The organism is Streptomyces sp. NPDC006739 (genome assembly GCF_042869815.1).
Taxonomy (GTDB): domain Bacteria; phylum Actinomycetota; class Actinomycetes; order Streptomycetales; family Streptomycetaceae; genus Streptomyces.
The window spans coordinates 68400-84284 of sequence record NZ_JBIAGM010000022.1 but is presented as its reverse complement, the minus strand read 5'-3'; the positions used below and the strand labels follow the sequence as shown (position 1 = coordinate 84284).

Here is a 15885-nt window from a genome sequence, read left to right as displayed (position 1 = left end):
GCGGGACGATGCGTCCACATCGCACCGTTTCGGGGGACGAGGGAGCCTGGTATGGCGGATCCTGGGATGAGCGTGACTCCCTACTGGGAGCTGACCTTCGACGCGGACGGGGACGTGGATCCCCCGGAGCGGGACCGGCTGATGGCGGAGGTCACCGCCGCGGGCGTGCACGACCTGCTCGTCTTCGCGCACGGCTGGAACAACGACCGTTCGGGCGCCACCGCCCTCTACCGACAGTTCTACGCCCCGGTCCCCCGGCTCGCGCCGGCGGCACGGATCGGGTACGTCGGGGTGATCTGGCCGTCGATGCGCTTCTGCGACGAGCCGATCCCGGACTTCCCGAGGTCGGTTGCCGCCGTGGAGGCGGCGGCGGCACCGCCCTCGGCGCTGGACAAGGACACCCGGCGCGCACTGCTGGAGACCTTCCCCGGCCGGGCCACGGTGGTCGACCGGCTCGGCCGGCTGCTGGACGAGCAGCCCGCCGGCCCGGCCGGCCTGGAGGAGTTCGGCGGGCTGGTGCGGGTGCTGGTGGCGCGGACACCGGACGGTTCCCGGCCGCCGTGCGCGGCGGACACCTCGACGGAGGAGGGGAGCCCCGCGCTGCTGGCCGGGGACACGGCGGCGGCCTGTGATGCCTTCGCGCAGGCGCTGGCCGGGCTCGGACCCTCGGGCGCGTCGGAGGGGTTCACCCTGCCCAACCCGTGGAACGGCGCCAAGGAACTCCTGCGCCAGGCGACGTACTACGCGATGAAGCGGCGGGCGGGCACGGTCGGCGAGCGGGGACTCGGACCCGTGATCGGCCGGTTGGCGCAGGCCGCGCCCCAGGTTCGGGTGCACCTGGTCGGGCACAGCTTCGGCGGGCGGCTGGTGGCGTTCGCCCTGCGCGGGCTGCCGGACGGGGTGCGCGCGGTGAAGTCGGTGACGCTGCTCCAGGGGGCCTTCTCGCACTACGCGTTCGCGGCCCGGCTGCCCCAGGACGCGGACGCGACGGGCGCCCTGCGGGGCCGGCAGGACCGCGTCGACGGCCCGATCGTGTGCTGCTACTCGCACTTCGACCAGGCGCTCGGCGACCTGTATCCGCTGGCCTCGCGGATGGCGGACGACGACCGGTCCTTCGCGGGCATCGACCTCTCGGGGGTGCTGGGCACCCGATGGGGGGCGATGGGCCACGACGGGGTGCAGGGCGTGCCCGGCACCCGCGGGCTGGATCTGGACGGGGCGCTGCGCGGACCGCTGCCGGCGTCGGGCTGTGTGAACGTCGACGCGGCGGCGGTCGTCCGGCGCGGGGGCCCGCCGGCCGGGGCGCACAGCGACATCGTGCACCCGGAATTGGCGCGGCTGGTGCTGGCGGCGGGCCGTATCGCGTGACCCGCCGCCGCTGCGGCGTCAGCGGTGCGAGGTGTACTCCACCACCTGCTGGAAGGTCGGCCGGTTCTGCCAGCTGATCTTGCCGTGCTTGATGCCGCCCAGGGTGCGCTGGACGATCGAGTCGGCGCACCACTGGTCGCCCGCCGAGCACTGGTCGTCGCCGGGGTAGACCTGGGCGGCGGTCAGCCCGGCCGCCTGCTTCAGCGTGCTGAGGAGGATGTCCCGGCAGGAGCCGAGGCTGCCGCCACCGCAGTAGGTCTGGCCGAGGCCGCCCTGCACGGACTCACCGAGGACCGCCCGGATGTCCTTGTCGACATAGCTCCACCAGCCGTACTGGAAGGAGCTTCCGGCGTGCGAGCCGGTCGGGCCGTGGCCGGCCGAGGGGGCCTCGTCGATGGACAGGTTGCCGGTGAAGGCGGTGTACAGGTCGCTGCCCAGGCCGGGTTCGAACTCGGCCTTCACCAGCAGCGGCCACCAGGCGTCCAGGATCCGGATGGCGTCGGCGTCGGCGTACGTCTTCGAGCCGGCCGAGGTTTCCGTGCGCTTGCCGCCCGCGGTCACCCACGCCTGGAGCTTGCTCACCGCGGCGGCGGCCGTGGAGTCGGTCACCGTGGAGGAGTTGATCACCTGCAGCAGCTCCGGCAGCACGTCCTCGGCGCGCAGGTCGGTCAGGGCCGCGTCCGCCATCGCCTTGACCAGCGCGGACCGGGTCACACCGCCGGCCGCGACCAGCTTCTTCACCCGGTCCTCCAGCAGGTTGCCGCGGTGCACCGAGCCGTCGCCCCAGGAGGCGGTGGTGTAGTTCTTGGCCTGCTTGTTGTTCCAGGAGATGTAGTAGTCCTGGTCGATCGAGTTCGGGTGGGCGGAGGCCGGGGTGTAGTCGGCCGTGTTGGTGGCCGGGTCCCAGTTGCGCCACTCGTAGGCCGCCTGCGCCCACACCGGGAACTCGGCGTCGACGCCGCTGGCCCGCACCGGGTTGTCGCCGCTGTTGTAGTAGGCGGTGTGCTGGGAGTCGGCGTAGAACCAGTTGAAGGTGTAGTTGATGTGCTGCGCCGCGCTCTGGAAGTCCTGCGGGCCCTTGATGTAGCCGGGGTCGTTCAGCATCTGGAAGCCGATGATCGAGTCGGCCTCGTGCAGGTACGAGGAGCGCAGCGTGGTGTAGGCGACCTTCTTGCCGCCGACGGTGGCCCGGTACTCGACCGGACCGTACTTGGTGCGCCAGACCCGCATCGTGTACGAGCCCGCCGCCGTGCCGTCGGCCGTGGTCGGCTTCCAGGCGTTGGCCTGCTCGACCTTGTCCATGGCCGTGCAGGTGCCGTGGTACAGGTAGTGGTAGTCGTCCTGGCACAGTTCGACGGCGTAGGTGTCGATGATGTCCTGGCCGGAGGTGGTCGCGCTCCAGGAGTAGTCCTGGCCGCGGCCGAGTTCGACGTACATGCTCAGGCCCGCGAAGGAGGCGCCGCGGGCGCTGATCCCGGGGCCCTGGATCTCCTGGAGCATGAGGAGCTGCGGGGCGAAGTAGCCGGTCTGCGGTCCGAAGACGGCGATCGGATGCCCGCTGGCGGTGTACTTGCCGCTGACCACCAGGGCGTTGGACATGCCCCGCTTCGCGGAGCTGAGCGTCGCCTTCGCCGCCGTCGCGGAGGCGCCGGTGGCGCCGGCGGTGGCCGCGCTGCCGGTGCGGTCGTAGACCAGCGGTTCCTGGGTCACCGAGCCCGCGTCGGGCAGCGCCTCGCCCTGGGCGTCGGCCGGCTTGGCGGCGTACGGGAAGCTCTCGCCGTTGTGGACGGTGAGGACGGCCTCGGGGTCGTTGCGCTCGCGGAAGGCCTCCCAGACCTTGGTGCCCTGCTCCACGCCGTACTTGGCCTGGGCGTCGATCAGGGAGATCGCGTTGTTGACCTCGCCGCCGCCGCCGGAGCCGAACAGCGTGCCGATCACGGAGGCCAGCGCCACCAGGTCGGTGATCTTGAAGTGGTCGATGGTGCCGGCGTTGGTGATTGAGTCCTTGTGCCCGGTCAGCACGTACTCACCGGGGAAGTAACGACCGCTGTCGGAGGCGTCTATGTAGGAGTTGATGCCGTCGAGGTAGGCGTCGGCGTCGGCGAGGGCCTGCTGGCCCCGGGCGCCGTTCTTGGCCACGGCATTGTCGATCTGCGCCTGCAGGTCGGCCTCGGTGTAGGGAGCGTTCCGGTAGAACTCCTGCTCAAGGCCCTGGTTGGCGGCCGCACCGCCCGCGAAGGTGGTCAGCTGGCCGCGTCCGACGTGCCGGAAGACGTCCATCAGCCACAGCCGGTCCTCGGCCGCCGCGTAGCCGGCGCCGAACTCGGTGCCGTACCTGGTGGTGCCGGTGATGTGCGGCACACCGGCCTTCTTGTCGCGGACGATGGTGACGTCGGTGCGGCCGGCCGGCTTCTCGGTGGAGGCGACCTGGTCGGAGGCGACCCCGAAGGACGCGTCGTTGAAGAAGGTGTTGATCTTCGCGTCGGTGAGCGTCGAGTAGCCCTTGGCCAGGCCGGAGTAGAGGCCGAGCTGGTCCTCGGCGTGGTCCGGCTGGGTGCCGAAGGCCTGGTTGAGCAGGATCTGCGCGAGGGTGGCGTTGCCGTTCTCGCCGGGCGGCAGGACGTCGGAACACTGGCCGCCGCAGTAGTCGTTGGAGGCCGTGGCCGCGACGGCGGCCGTCTGGGCCAGCGGCGAGAGCAGCCCGGCAATCAGTACGCATACGGATGCCGTCTTCAGGAACCCGGTGAGCCTGCTGGGAGTTCTCAGTTTGTCGAACAAGTCGTGATGTGGGGTGCGCCGTGGCATGGCTGCTCCTGATGACGGGGGTGGGGCCGGACGTTACCGCCGGTATCCCCGAGATTGAAGATGAACATGCGTCACTTTTTGGAGTCGATGGAGTCGGAGCCGTTCGGTCAACCCGGGGTGCCTTATGGGAGGGCATCGGAAATCGGATGGAGCCGAATCGTGTGTCGACACGTCTATTCGGCGACGTCGGGCACAGCCCGTACGACGACGCCGAAGTGACCGAAGTACAGATGCAGGTGTGACGGAGGTGCAGGGCGATGGCCGGTTTCCGGAGTCTGGCGAGACAGGTGCGCGACCCGCGGTGCGATCTGGCGCTGCGGCGGTACTCACTGCGCAAGTGCCTTGAGCGGTTCGCCCCCTACGGGCACAGGGCGACCTGGGACCACCTGTGCTCCCGGGCCGGGTTCGGTCCCGAGGACCGCTCTCCCGAACCGGCGCGGCTCGTGGCCGCGTTGGAGGAGCTGGAGGCGGCCCGGGTGGTCTGGCTGGCCTATGAGGTCGAGTTCGCCGAGCGCCGCAGGAAGGAGAAGCACGACGGGCTGCGCCGTCCGGGCAGCGTCGACGACTGGCACCGGCTGACCTGGGGCGGTTTCGGCGTGGCCTGGTGCGACGACCCCCGTGTCCACCCCGACGAACCACTGGCCGAGGTGCTGCGACGGCTGATCGCCGCCCTGGAGCGCGAGCCGGGCTCGACCTGCCCGGTGTGCGACGGGGAGCGCCTCCTGTGGAAGTACGACCTGGACCACGAACCGTCGTCCGGTCCGGTCTGCGTGGACTGCGGGATCCTGGTACCGCGCCCCGTGCTCACACCGGAGGCACTGGCCTACGCCAGGCGCGGCCGGCTGCTGATGTCGGCCTGAGCGCCGACGGAACCCGGGGGGTGCGCCGGGGATGCCGCACCCCCTGCTCGTGCCGTGCCGTGGCGTCGTGGCCGCTGAAGGGGCCCTAGCGGGCCGTAATTCGCTCGCTCCACTCCTTTCCCGTCCGCACAGTGGGAGGCGATGAAGCCGAACTGAGCGGCCCGGAACGAGGAGTCCCATGTCGACGCTGCGCGTCACCGCCGAAGTGCTGACCGTCCACGAGCATCCGAACGCCGACGCGCTGGAACTGGCCCAGGTGGGCCTGTACCGGGCCGTCGTCGCCAAGGGGGCGTACCGTACCGGCGAGGCCGCCGTGTACATCCCCGAGCAGTCCGTGCTGCCGGCCGGACTGATCGAGGAGCTGGGACTGACCGGGCGGCTGGCGGGCGGCAACGCCGACCGGGTCAAGGCGGTGCGGCTGCGCGGCGAGCTGTCCCAGGGCATCGTGTGCCGCCCGAGGGCGCTGGCGGACCTCGACCTGGCGCGGGCCGCCGCCGAGGGCACCGACTTCGCCGAGCGGCTGGGCATCACCAAGTGGGTGCCGCCGATACCGCCCACCATGAACGGCGAGGTCGAGCCGGCGCCGGGGCTGCTGCCGTGGGTCGACATCGAGAACATCCAGCGCTATCCCGGCATCTTCACCCCGGGCGAGCCGGTCGTGCTGACCGAGAAGCTGCACGGTTCGGCGTGCCTGCTGACCTACACCGCCGACGAGGACCGGGTGTACGTGTCCTCCAAGGGCTTCGGCGCCAAGTCCCTCGCGCTGGCCGAGGATCCGCTGAACCTCTACTGGCGGGCGGTGCGCGGGCACGGCGTGGCCCGGGTGGCCGCCGGGCTGGCGAAGCGGCTCGGGGCCAGGCGGGTCGGCGTCTTCGGGGAGGTGTACGGCGCCGGGGTGCAGGATCTGGCGTACGGGGCGGACGGCCGGCGGGACACGCTCGGTTACGCCGTGTTCGACGTGTCGGCGGAGATCGACGGGACGGTGCGCTGGCTGGACGCGGCCGAACTGCTGGAGGGGGAGCTGCCGTTGGTGCCGCGCGTGTACGCGGGGCCGTACGACATCGAGCGGGTGCTGGAGTTCGCGTCCGGGCGGGAGACCGTGTCGGGGCGGGAGCTGCATCTGCGGGAGGGTGTGGTGATCCGGCCGGCCGTGGAGCGGTACAGCCCGGTGACCGGGGGCCGGGCGATCGCCAAGGCGGTCAGTCCGGCGTATCTGACCCGCAAGGGCGGCACCGAGTACGAGTGAGGCGGGGCGGCCCGCGGCGGCCGAGGTGGCAGCCGCCGCGGGTCAGCCGTCCCGCTCCACCATCAGCCGCGAGCCCACCCGGCGTTCGCCGAACACGTCGTCCGGATTGGACAGGACGCAGGTGTCCAGGGACAGACAGCCGCAGCCGATGCAGTCGGTGAGGTGGTCGCGCAGCCGGTTGAGCTGCTTGATGCGCTCGTCGAGCTCGGAGCGCCAGGTCTCCGAGAGACGGGCCCAGTCCTCACGGGTCGGGGTGCGTTCCTCGGGGAGCTGGGCGAGCGCCTCGCGGATCGTGGCCAGCGGGATGCCGACCCGCTGGGCGGCCCGGACGAAGGCGACGCGGCGCAGGGCGTCCCGGCCGTAGCGGCGCTGGTTGCCGGTGGTGCGGCGGCTGGTGATCAGGCCCTTGGCCTCGTAGAAGTGCAGGGCGGAGACGGCGGCACCGCTGCGCGCGGACAACTGGCCGACGGTCAGCTCGTGGATCTTCTCCGGAATCTGGGGCACCCCTCAGAGCCTACCCACCGCCCACCCGCGGCCCGCCGTCGCGGTCCGTTGACATCGGCCCCGCTCCCGACCATGCTAAGCAGTTGCTTAGAGTTTTCGCGATGCGAGCGAGAGGCCGGGACATGGCAGCACCGAGGACCTTCACCTCCCCCGACGAGCTGAAGGCGGCCGTGGGCGAGCAGCTGGGGTACACCGACTGGCTGGAGGTCGACCAGAAGCGGATCGATCTCTTCGCGGAGGCCACCGGCGACCACCAGTGGATCCACGTCGACCCGCACAAGGCGGCGGCCGGCCCGTTCGGGACGACCATCGCGCACGGGTATCTGACCCTGTCGCTGCTGCCGCTCTTCGGCCCGCAGCTGATCCAGGTCGAGGGCGTCAAGATGGGCGTCAACTACGGGACGAACAAGGTCCGCTTCCCCTCCCCCGTGCCGGTCGGCTCCCGGCTGCGCGCCACCGCGACGATCAGCGCCGTCGAGGACGTCAAGGACGGCGTCCAGCTGACCCTCGCGTTCACCGTGGAGCGCGAGGGCGGCCAGAAGCCGGCCTGCGTCGCGGAGTCGGTCTCCCGCTACTACCTCTGACGGTCCCGGGGCCCGGACCGGCTACTTCGCTCCCACCATCCGCAGCACGAGGTCGGCGTAGAGCGCGCCGACCTCCTCGGGGGTGCGGGGGCCGTTCACGGTGAACCAGCGGGCCACGTCGATGCAGAGCGACAGCACGGCCAGCGTGGTGCCGTGCACGTCGAGCACGTCGAACTCGCCCGCGGCCACGCCCTCCTCGATGATCCCGCGCACCTCGGCGTCGACCTGGCGGCGCAGCGCGATGATCTCGGCGCGGGCGTCCGGGCCGAGCGCGTCGAGTTCGTACTGCACGACCCGGGCGGTGGTACGCCGGCCGGCGTGCCAGCGGACGAAGGAGCTGACGGCGTCGGCGAGCCGCTCGGTGGCACTGCCCTCGCGCCGGGCCGCCGTGCGCAGGATGTCGAGGGCCCGGTCGTGGCCGATCCGGCTGATGCGGTGGAGCAGCTCTTCCTTGGTCTTGTAGTGGATGTAGAGCGCGGCCGGGCTCATCCCGGCGCGGCCCGCGATGTCGCGGGTCGTCGTCGCGTGGTAGCCGCGCTCGGCGAAGGCCTCCACGGCGGCGACGAGCAGCCGCCGTGCCGCGTCCGGGGTGACCTCGTCCCACGGCTCGACCTCGCCGCCGGTCGTCTCCTCCGCCGTACTCATCGCTCGCTCGCCCCTCTCGGTGACAGGAGCTCCACCATACCGCTGAAGCTGAGCGGTCGCTTAGTGTGCCCGCTCGGAGCTTCTCGGCTTCTCGAAGGGGTCGTGCTCGGCCAGCAGCTTCTCCAGTCGGGCCTGGTCGACCCGGCTGACGATCTGGCCGGCCTCCTGGCGGTCCCGGATCACCTTGGCGAGGGTGAAGGCGGAGGTGACGAGGTAGAGGACGGCGATGCCGAGGAAACCGCGCACCCAGGCGCTGGCGCTCAGCTGGTAGATCCCGATGGCGGTGGCCGCCATGGCGACCGCGAAGGAGGCGACGGCCTGGCCGTAGAAGGCGCCCGTGTTCTGCTGCTTGACCGGTGTGTCACTCATGCCGACCAGGATCGCCGGGCGTGACGGCCGCCACATCCGCCGAAGTACTCAGCCGGATACTCAGAACGCCGAGACCCCGGTCAGCGCACGCCCTATGAGGAGCTTCTGTATCTGGCTGGTGCCCTCGTAGAGGGTCATCACGCGGGCGTCGCGCAGGAGTTTGCCGACCGGGTACTCGTCGATGTAGCCGTAGCCGCCGAAGACCTGGAGGGCGTTGTTGGCGGCGCGCACGGCGGCCTCGGAGGCGAAGAGCTTGGCCTTGGAGGACTCGACGGCGAACGGCAGCCCGCGGTCGACGAGATCGGCGACCCGCCAGGTCAGCAGCCGGGCCGCGTCCACGTCGACGGCGATGTCGCTGATCAGCTCCTGGACCAGCTGGTGGTGGGCGATGGACTTCCCGAACTGCTCGCGCTCACCGGCGTGCCGCACGGCCGCGTCCAGGGCGGCCTGGGCGATGCCGACGCATCCCGCGGCCACCGACATCCGCCCCTTGGCCAGTGCCGACATGGCCACCGAGAAGCCCTTGCCCTCCTCGCCCAGCAGCGCCGAGGCGGGCACCCGCACGTCCTGGAGGACCAGTTCGGCGGTGGCCTGGCCGCGCAGACCGAGCTTGCCGTGGATGGCGCGCCGGGTCAGACCGGGGGTGTCGGCGGGCACGAGGAAGGCGGAGACGCCCTTGTGGCCGGGGACGTCGGTGGAGCGGGCGAAGAGCAGGACGACGTCGGCCCAGGTGCCGTTGGTGATGAACATCTTGGAGCCGTTGATGACGAAGTCTCCCCCGCTCCCGCGCACGGCCCGGGTGGTGAGGCTGCCCGCGTCGGAACCGGTGCCCGGCTCGGTCAGGCCGAAGCAGCCGACGTACTCGCCGGCGGTGAGCCCCGGCAGCCAGCGCCGCTTCTGCTCCTCGCTCCCCCAGGCGGCGACCGACTTGGCCACCAGGCCCAGGGAGACGGAGACGATGCCCCGCACCGAGGAGTCGCCGCGCCCCAGCTCCTCGGTGACCAGGCAGTACGCGAGGTGGTCGCCGCCCGAGCCGCCGTAGTCCTCGTCGATGGTCAGACCAAGGAAACCGACGTCGCCGAGCTTCTTCACGATGCCCCGGTCGACCTCCTCGGCGCGGTCCCAGGCGACGGCGTGCGGAGCGATCTCACGGGCCACGAAGTCCCGGGCCAGCTGCCGGACCGCCGTCTGCTCCTCGCCGAGCCCCAGGTTCACCACGGGATCACCCCACTTGGAAAGTCGTTCTTGAAAGCCGTACCTTTAAATTAGCGCTGCTAGTTTCTGATCGCAGCCCTACTATGTGCGCCATGGCCCGACCGCGCAAGCCCCTCCTCAGCACCGACCGGATCGTCGAGACCGCGCGGGCCCTCGTGGACGCGGAGGGTCTGGCGGCCGTCTCCACGCGCCGGCTCGCCGCGGAGCTGGGAGTCAGCGGGCCGTCGCTGTACAACCACTTCCGCACGAAGGACGAGATCCTGGAGGCGGTCGCGGACTCGGTGAGCGCCCAGGTCGACCTGTCGATGTTCGAGGACGGGCGGGAATGGCGGACCGCGCTGCACGACTGGGCGGTCTCCTACCGGGGCGCCCTGCGCGACCACCCGAACATCGTCCCGGTCCTCGCCCGGGGCCCCGGCCGCCGCCCGGCCGCGCTGCGGCTCGCCGACGCGGTCTTCGGCGCGATGGTCGACGCGGGCTGGCCGCCGGCCCAGGCCACCTCCATCGGGGCGCTGATGCGGTACTTCGTCATGGGTTCCGCGCTGGACTCCTTCGCCGGCGGGTTCGTGGACGACCAGAGCGCCTACGACCCCGCCGACTACCCCCATCTCGGCCAGGCGCACCTGCTCGCCGAGCGGCAGGAGAAGATCGACGAACGGGCCTTCGAGACTGGCCTGAGGGCACTGCTGGACGGACTGACCCAGCAGTACGCGGCACTGCGCGCCCTCTGACCCGCGTCTTCGCCTCAGAACACGACCAGCGCCCGTCCGCCCTTGCCGGCCAGCATGTTCTCGAAGGCCGCCGGGATGCCGTCCAGGGCGATCCGCTCGGTCACCAGCGCGCCGAGGTCCAGCCGGCCCGCCCGGACGTGCTCGGCCAGCACCGGCAGGTCGCGGGCCGGGTCGCAGTTGCCGTAGACGCAGCCGGCGAGGGTGCGGCCCCAGTGGAAGATCTCCAGGGCGTTGAAGGTGACCTGCTGGTCCTTGCCACCGATGCCGACCACCGTGGTACGGCCGCCCCGGCGCGTGGACTCCCAGGCGGCGCGGATGGTGGCCGCGCGGCCCACGCACTCGACGGAGACGTCGACGCCCTGCTTGGCGGTGAGGGCGCGGATCTCGCGGGGCGTGTGCTCGGAGGCGAGGACGTAGTCGGTGGCGCCCGCCGCGCGTGCCAGCTCCTCCTTGTGCGGGGAGACGTCCACGGCGATGATCCGTGCCGCTCCGGCGATGCGGGCCGCCTGGAGCGTGGCGAGGCCCACGCCGCCGGCGCCGAACACCGCGACCGTCTCGCCGGGCCGTACCCGGGCCGAGTGGTGGACGGCGCCGTAGCCGGTGAGGACGGCGCAGCCGAGGAGAGCGGCGTCGGTGAGCGGGATGCCGTCCGGCAGCGGCAGCAGGCAGGAGGCGGGGACCACGGTCTCCTCGGCGAACGCGGCGACGTTCAGACCGGGGCGCAGGTCGGTGCCGTCGGCGGTGCGGGCGTACACCTCGGCGGCGCCGCTGAGGGCGTTGGCGCACAGCCAGACCTCGCCCAGCGTGCAGGCGTGGCAACTCCCGCAGGAGGGTGCCCAGTTGAGGACGACCGCGGCTCCGGGCGCCACCTCGGTGACGCCCTCGCCCACGGCGACGACGGTGCCGGCGCCCTCGTGGCCGAGGACGGCCGGGACCGGCACCCGCATGGTGCCGTCGGACAGGGACAGGTCGGAGTGGCAGACCCCGGCGGCGGCGAGGCGGACGCGGACCTGTCCGGGGCCCGGCTCCGGCAGGTCGATGTCGGTGATCTCCAGCGGGGCACCGATGGCGGGCAGGACGGCGGCACGTACGGCCATGACGGGCTGACTCCCTTAGAACTGGAGGGACTTGGTCTGGAGGTACTCGGCGAGGCCGGCCGTGCCGAGTTCCCGGCCCACGCCGGACTGCTTGTAGCCGCCGAAGGGGGCGAGGGGGTTGAAGCGGCCCCCGTTGATGTCGACCTGGCCGGTGTCCATGCGCCGGGCGAAGGCCACCGCGGCGGCGTCGGCGGCCCACACGGCGCCCGCGAGGCCGTAGACCGTGCCGTTGGCGATGCGCAGGGCGTCCTCCTCGTCCTCGTAGCGCAGGACGGCCAGGACCGGGCCGAAGATCTCCTCCTGGGCGATGGTCATGTCCGGGGTGACGTCGGCGAACACGGTGGGGCTGACGAAGTAGCCCTTCTCCCGCGGGGACCGGGTGCCGCCCGCGACCAGGCGGGCGCCCTCGGCCAGGCCCTTGTCGATGTACCCGAGCACCCGGGCGCGCTGCTTGGCGTTGACGACCGGTCCGATGCGGTCGGCGTACTTGGCGGCGGCGGCCGCCGCCAGCTCCACCGCCTCCTCGTACCGGGCGGAGTCCACCAGCATGCGGGTCCAGGCGCTGCAGGTCTGCCCGGAGTTGGACATCACGTTGGCGACCCCGACGCCCACCGCCCTGGCCAGGTCGGCGCCGGGCAGGATCACGTTGGCGGACTTGCCGCCGAGTTCCAGGGCGACCTTCTTGACGGCCGCGCCCGCCACGGCGCCGATCTGCCGGCCGACCGAGGTGGAGCCGGTGAAGGAGACCAGGTCGACACCCGGGTGCTCGGCGAGGGCCTGCCCGGCGACCGGGCCCAGGCCGGTGACCAGGTTGAACACCCCTGCGGGAAGGCCCGCTTCGTGCACCGCCTCGGCGAAGAGCCGGGCGGTGAGCGGGGTGTCCTCGGCGGGCTTGAGGACGATCGTGCAGCCCGCCGCGAGCGCCGGGGCGACCTTGGCGACGATCTGGTGGAGCGGGTAGTTCCAGGGGGTGATCGCGCCGACCACGCCCACCGGCTCGTGCAGCACGGTGGAGTTGCCGACCTTCTCCTCGAAGGCGTACGACGCCGCCAGTTCGGCGTACGAGCCCGCGACCGCGACCGGTACGCCCACGTGGACGGCCTGGGAGAAGGCGAGCGGCGCGCCCAGTTCGGCGCTGATCGTCTCGGCGATCTCGTCCCCCCGCGCCACCAGCACGTCCCGCAGTGCGGTGAGCCGGGCGGCCCGCTCGGCCGGGGCGGTGGCGGCCCAGCCGGCGAGGGCGGCGCGGGCGGCCCGTACGGCGGTGTCGACGTCCAGCGCGCCGCCCGCCGGGACACGGCCGATGACCTGTTCGTCGGCCGGGTTCACGACCTCGATCTCGTCCGTGCCCGCGGCGGGCCGCCAGCCGCCGTCGATGTACAGGCCGTCGTGTGCCTTCATGCTGCTTCCTCCCGGCGGGTGATCGTCGTCCGGCATACAAACTAGCGGCGATAGTTTTCCTGCGCCAGGCGTACCGGGACATCATGGCCGGGCCGGCCGCCCCCGTCCCGTACCGGGGTCACTCGTCCAGGTCGGGCAGGCGTGCCGGGTTGGGGCAGATGCGTTCGCCGTGCTGGTCGAAGACGAACAGGTGGGCGATGTCGACGAGGAGCGGGATCTGCATGCCGTGCCCCAGCCGGATGTCCGGGGTGGTGCGCACGACCAGGTCGCCGGGCAGCCGGCCCTCCGGGGGCGCCGGTTCGGGCTCCGCGTCGGCCGGGTGCTCCAGCACCACCACGGGCCCGGCCCGGGTGGATCCGGCCCGTTCCAGGAGCCGGTCCAGCATGCCGGGCCCGGTCCGGCGCCGGCGCCGCGCGGGCCGGGCCGCCGGGCGCGGGGCCTCCAGTTCCGGTACGACGGCGGGCCGGGAGCCGGTGTCGAGGTGGACGAGCACCTCGTGCCCCTGGAACTCCACGTGCCGCACCAGACCGGTGATCGGCACCTCACCGGGCCGGGCGGCACTGTGCTTGGCGATCCGCACCGCCTCCGAGCGCAGGCCCACGATCACCTCGCGGCCCTGCTGCACCCGCAGCAGCCGGTGGTCCAGGCAGAGGGGCTCGGGCAGCCGCAGGGACTGCTTGCCGAGGCTGATGGTCATGGCGCCGTCCAGCGGGGCCCGGACCAGTCCGCACAGCAGGTTGATGCGCGGGGTGCCGACGAAGGCGGCGACGAAGACGTTGCGCGGCTGCGCGTACACCGAGCGCGGGCTGCCGACCTGCTGGAGCACCCCGCCGCGCAGCACGGCGACCCGGTCGCCGAGCGACATGCCCTCGGCCTGGTCGTGGGTGACGTACACCGTGGTCACCCCCAGCTCCCGGGTCAACTGGGAGATCTCGGCGCGCAGATGGCTGCGGAGCTTGGCGTCGAGGTTGGACAGCGGCTCGTCCATCAGGAAGGCGGAGGGGTGGCGGGCGATGGCCCGGCCCATGGCCACGCGCTGGCGTTCGCCGCCGGAGAGCTGGTTCGGGAAGCGGTCGAGGAGGTCCTCGATGCCCAGCATGCGGGCGGTGGCGTCGACACGCGGGCGGTGGTCGGCGCCGGGCGCCTCGATGCGCAGCGGGAAGCCGATGTTGTCGCGGCTGCTCATGCTCGGGTACAGCGCGAAGTTCTGGAACACCATCGCCATGTCACGGTCCGAGGGCAGCCAGTCGTTGGCCTGCTCGCCGTCCAGGAGCAGTTCCCCCTCGTCGATCTCCTCCAGCCCGGCGATCATTCTCAGCACGGTCGACTTGCCGCAGCCGGACGGTCCCAGCAGGACCAGGAACTCGCCCGGTGCGATGTCCAGCGAGAGCCGGTCCACCACCCGGGGGCCGCCGCGGGAGTAGGACTTGCTCACGTCGTGCAGGGAGATGGCGCGTGTCATGACTGCTGCCCCCGGGGGCTGTCCGGAGCGCCGCTGCTCCGTGGTCGGAGACCTCGTGCGGGTCGTACGGGGCCTGTGCGTCACGGAAGTTAACGGAATGTACGCGGGCGGGGGAAGAGTTCGAGCGGTAACGGGTGTCGCGGTCTCAGCGGGTCGCGGTGAGGTGGGCGAAGACGACGACGTTGCTGGTGTAGCCGGTCCGCCGGCTGTAGAGGCCGCCGCAGGTGAGCAGCCGCAGCTCGGGGCGCCGGCTCGGGCCGTACACCTCCTTGTCGGGGAAGTTCGCTTTGTCGAAGACCCGTACCTTGTCCACCGTGTAGACGGCCGTGCGGCCGTCGACGCGCCGGGCCTCGATCCGGCCGCCGGGGTGCACCAGGGCGAGGGCGGAGAAGACCGCGGGACCGGAGCTGGTGTCGCGGTGGCCGACGGCGACGGCGGTGCCCCGCTCCCCCGGTGTGGGTCCGTCCTGGTACCAGCCGGCGACCTCGGGCTTGTCGAGCGGCGGTGTCTCCAGCTGCCGGTCGGGGCCGAGCCGTACCCCGACGAGCGGTGCGTCGATGCCCAGGGAGGGGACGCGCAGGGTGGTGGCCGGGGACCGGGGCAGCGGCGCGGGCGGCGGCCCCTCGGCGACCGGCGCGTCCTGCGCCCCGTCCGCCCCGGACGGGGCGCCGCGTCCCTGGCAGTGGGCGCCGACCGTCACCAGGACGGTCACCAGCGCGGCCGTCCTGACCAGGCGGTAGGCGCGGGTGCGGTGCCAGGGCCTGCGTCTGCGCCTACGCGGCACCATGCGGCCGCCGGCGGACCAGCCGGAGGTACACGGTCGCGCTGACCACCACCAGCCCCACGGCGGCGGCCGCGGTCACCGGGGTGTAGGCCTTGACCGTCTCGATGCCGCCACCGCCGGCGTGGACCCCGCCCCGTGGACCGTCACCGCCCTCCCGGGGGCCGTCACCGCCACCGCCCTGCGGGCCGTCACCGCCGCCCTGGTGCCCCTCACCGCCGCCCGGGCCCGGAGCCCCGCCCTGGTGGTCCTCGATCCGGCCCGGGTCCCCCGCGTCCTGCCGCTGGGGGTCGTGCCGGCCGTGGCAGTCCACGTGGAAGATCTTCTCCTTCGGCGTGGTGCCGATGACCCACGTGATCCGGTACTGGCCGTCGGCCAGGCTCATCGGGTCCGTGTGCCCGGCGCCGGAGCCGGGACCGAGCGCGATGGTGCCGGTCACCGTGGCGCTCGTGGGCAGCGGGGGCTGCGCCTCGATGGTGTAGGCGATGCTGCCCAGCGAGTCGAAGTTGACGGCGTCGAGATAGAACTTGCAGACCTCGGGGTCGTCCTTGGAGACGCCGAAGGGCACCCCGACCCGGTGGATCCTGATGTCACCGGCGTCTCCGGGGACGGCCGCCGCGATCGGTGCCGCGAGCCAGCTGGCGCCCGCCGCGCCGAGAACCGCGAGGGCCGTGACGCCGAACCGGGTACGGACGGCGGGCGGGGGAGTCAAGGTGGGCATGCGCTTCCTCCGAGTCAGACGATTTTCATACAAATCGCTCTCGGTCTGACTCTCTTTCACACCGGCCCCCGGTTTCCGGGAGCCCAGCCCGACGCG

General features: G+C 72.3%; 15 protein-coding genes. 5 read left to right on the top strand and 10 right to left on the bottom strand.

Translation table 11 applies throughout. The features are described 5' to 3' along the window. The first annotated feature begins 51 nt into the window (after nt 1–51). Nucleotides 52–1368: a serine-threonine protein kinase gene (locus tag ACFYMM_RS33705; RefSeq protein ID WP_388393681.1), complete on the top strand. Its 1317-nt coding sequence runs from the start codon at nt 52–54 to the stop codon at nt 1366–1368. A gap of 18 nt (nt 1369–1386) precedes the next feature. Here the strand turns inward: ACFYMM_RS33705 and ACFYMM_RS33700 are convergent, their stop codons facing one another. Next, entirely contained in the window at nt 1387–4173 is a 2787-nt protein-coding gene (locus tag ACFYMM_RS33700; RefSeq protein WP_388393679.1) for a penicillin acylase family protein, read from the bottom strand. Between the two features lie 257 nt (nt 4174–4430). Here ACFYMM_RS33700 and ACFYMM_RS33695 point away from each other — a divergent pair, with 257 nt between their 5' ends. After that, nucleotides 4431–5033, top strand: a complete 603-nt coding sequence (locus ACFYMM_RS33695; RefSeq protein ID WP_388393676.1) for a hypothetical protein — start codon at nt 4431–4433, stop codon at nt 5031–5033. Between the two features lie 178 nt (nt 5034–5211). Continuing rightward, nucleotides 5212–6279 (top strand): RNA ligase (ATP), encoded by a 1068-nt coding sequence (locus tag ACFYMM_RS33690; RefSeq protein WP_388393674.1) that lies wholly within the window; start codon nt 5212–5214, stop codon nt 6277–6279. A gap of 42 nt (nt 6280–6321) precedes the next feature. Here ACFYMM_RS33690 and soxR read toward each other — a convergent pair whose 3' ends face one another. Next, entirely contained in the window at nt 6322–6783 is a 462-nt protein-coding gene (gene soxR / locus ACFYMM_RS33685; RefSeq protein ID WP_388393671.1) for a redox-sensitive transcriptional activator SoxR, read from the bottom strand. Nucleotides 6784–6905: 122 nt separating this feature from the next. Here soxR and ACFYMM_RS33680 point away from each other — a divergent pair, with 122 nt between their 5' ends. Beyond that, nucleotides 6906–7367, top strand: coding sequence for a MaoC family dehydratase (locus tag ACFYMM_RS33680; RefSeq protein WP_388393669.1), 462 nt, complete (start codon nt 6906–6908; stop codon nt 7365–7367). Between the two features lie 21 nt (nt 7368–7388). Here the strand turns inward: ACFYMM_RS33680 and ACFYMM_RS33675 are convergent, their stop codons facing one another. Genes ACFYMM_RS33675 through ACFYMM_RS33665 form a run of 3 tightly spaced genes read right to left on the bottom strand, consistent with a single transcriptional unit; the run spans nt 7389 to nt 9596 of the window. Then, a complete protein-coding gene (locus tag ACFYMM_RS33675; RefSeq protein ID WP_388393666.1) occupies nt 7389–8012 on the bottom strand; it encodes a TetR/AcrR family transcriptional regulator in 624 nt (207 codons plus the stop codon). A gap of 60 nt (nt 8013–8072) precedes the next feature. Further along, nucleotides 8073–8381: a YiaA/YiaB family inner membrane protein gene (locus ACFYMM_RS33670; RefSeq protein ID WP_388393664.1), complete on the bottom strand. Its 309-nt coding sequence runs from the start codon at nt 8379–8381 to the stop codon at nt 8073–8075. A 60-nt stretch (nt 8382–8441) separates the two neighbouring features. Next, entirely contained in the window at nt 8442–9596 is a 1155-nt protein-coding gene (locus tag ACFYMM_RS33665) for an acyl-CoA dehydrogenase family protein (protein WP_388393800.1), read from the bottom strand. Between the two features lie 92 nt (nt 9597–9688). On the opposite strand from ACFYMM_RS33665, the gene ACFYMM_RS33660 reads away from it, so the two are divergent. Then, nucleotides 9689–10327: a TetR/AcrR family transcriptional regulator gene (locus ACFYMM_RS33660; RefSeq protein ID WP_388393661.1), complete on the top strand. Its 639-nt coding sequence runs from the start codon at nt 9689–9691 to the stop codon at nt 10325–10327. 14 nt (nt 10328–10341) lie between these two features. Here ACFYMM_RS33660 and ACFYMM_RS33655 read toward each other — a convergent pair whose 3' ends face one another. The 5 genes from ACFYMM_RS33655 to ACFYMM_RS33635 all read right to left on the bottom strand — a co-directional run bounded on the left by ACFYMM_RS33655 (nt 10342) and on the right by ACFYMM_RS33635 (nt 15789). After that, a complete protein-coding gene (locus ACFYMM_RS33655) occupies nt 10342–11424 on the bottom strand; it encodes a Zn-dependent alcohol dehydrogenase (RefSeq protein ID WP_388393659.1) in 1083 nt (360 codons plus the stop codon). Between the two features lie 15 nt (nt 11425–11439). Next, a complete protein-coding gene (locus tag ACFYMM_RS33650; protein ID WP_388393657.1) occupies nt 11440–12825 on the bottom strand; it encodes an aldehyde dehydrogenase family protein in 1386 nt (461 codons plus the stop codon). A 118-nt stretch (nt 12826–12943) separates the two neighbouring features. Further along, nucleotides 12944–14287, bottom strand: coding sequence for an ABC transporter ATP-binding protein (locus tag ACFYMM_RS33645; protein ID WP_388393655.1), 1344 nt, complete (start codon nt 14285–14287; stop codon nt 12944–12946). 145 nt (nt 14288–14432) lie between these two features. After that, nucleotides 14433–15074, bottom strand: coding sequence for a class F sortase (locus ACFYMM_RS33640; protein WP_388393653.1), 642 nt, complete (start codon nt 15072–15074; stop codon nt 14433–14435). Further along, nucleotides 15061–15789 carry a hypothetical protein gene (locus ACFYMM_RS33635; RefSeq protein WP_388393650.1) on the bottom strand — a complete coding sequence of 243 codons (729 nt, stop codon included), beginning with the start codon at nt 15787–15789 and terminating at the stop codon, nt 15061–15063. The genes ACFYMM_RS33640 and ACFYMM_RS33635 overlap by 14 nt, the downstream gene beginning before the upstream one ends. Nucleotides 15790–15885 lie beyond the last annotated feature (96 nt).

Coding starts and splice junctions, on each gene's coding strand:
- ACFYMM_RS33650 (WP_388393657.1), bottom strand. CDS start 12,825: ATGAAGGCACACGACGGCCTGTACATCGACGGCGGCTGGCGGCCCGCC.
- ACFYMM_RS33675 (WP_388393666.1), bottom strand. CDS start 8,012: ATGAGTACGGCGGAGGAGACGACCGGCGGCGAGGTCGAGCCGTGGGAC.
- ACFYMM_RS33705 (WP_388393681.1), top strand. CDS start 52: ATGGCGGATCCTGGGATGAGCGTGACTCCCTACTGGGAGCTGACCTTC.
- ACFYMM_RS33645 (WP_388393655.1), bottom strand. CDS start 14,287: ATGACACGCGCCATCTCCCTGCACGACGTGAGCAAGTCCTACTCCCGC.
- ACFYMM_RS33700 (WP_388393679.1), bottom strand. CDS start 4,173: ATGCCACGGCGCACCCCACATCACGACTTGTTCGACAAACTGAGAACT.
- ACFYMM_RS33670 (WP_388393664.1), bottom strand. CDS start 8,381: ATGAGTGACACACCGGTCAAGCAGCAGAACACGGGCGCCTTCTACGGC.
- ACFYMM_RS33655 (WP_388393659.1), bottom strand. CDS start 11,424: ATGGCCGTACGTGCCGCCGTCCTGCCCGCCATCGGTGCCCCGCTGGAG.
- ACFYMM_RS33680 (WP_388393669.1), top strand. CDS start 6,906: ATGGCAGCACCGAGGACCTTCACCTCCCCCGACGAGCTGAAGGCGGCC.
- ACFYMM_RS33635 (WP_388393650.1), bottom strand. CDS start 15,789: ATGCCCACCTTGACTCCCCCGCCCGCCGTCCGTACCCGGTTCGGCGTC.
- ACFYMM_RS33660 (WP_388393661.1), top strand. CDS start 9,689: ATGGCCCGACCGCGCAAGCCCCTCCTCAGCACCGACCGGATCGTCGAG.
- ACFYMM_RS33640 (WP_388393653.1), bottom strand. CDS start 15,074: ATGGTGCCGCGTAGGCGCAGACGCAGGCCCTGGCACCGCACCCGCGCC.
- ACFYMM_RS33690 (WP_388393674.1), top strand. CDS start 5,212: ATGTCGACGCTGCGCGTCACCGCCGAAGTGCTGACCGTCCACGAGCAT.
- ACFYMM_RS33695 (WP_388393676.1), top strand. CDS start 4,431: ATGGCCGGTTTCCGGAGTCTGGCGAGACAGGTGCGCGACCCGCGGTGC.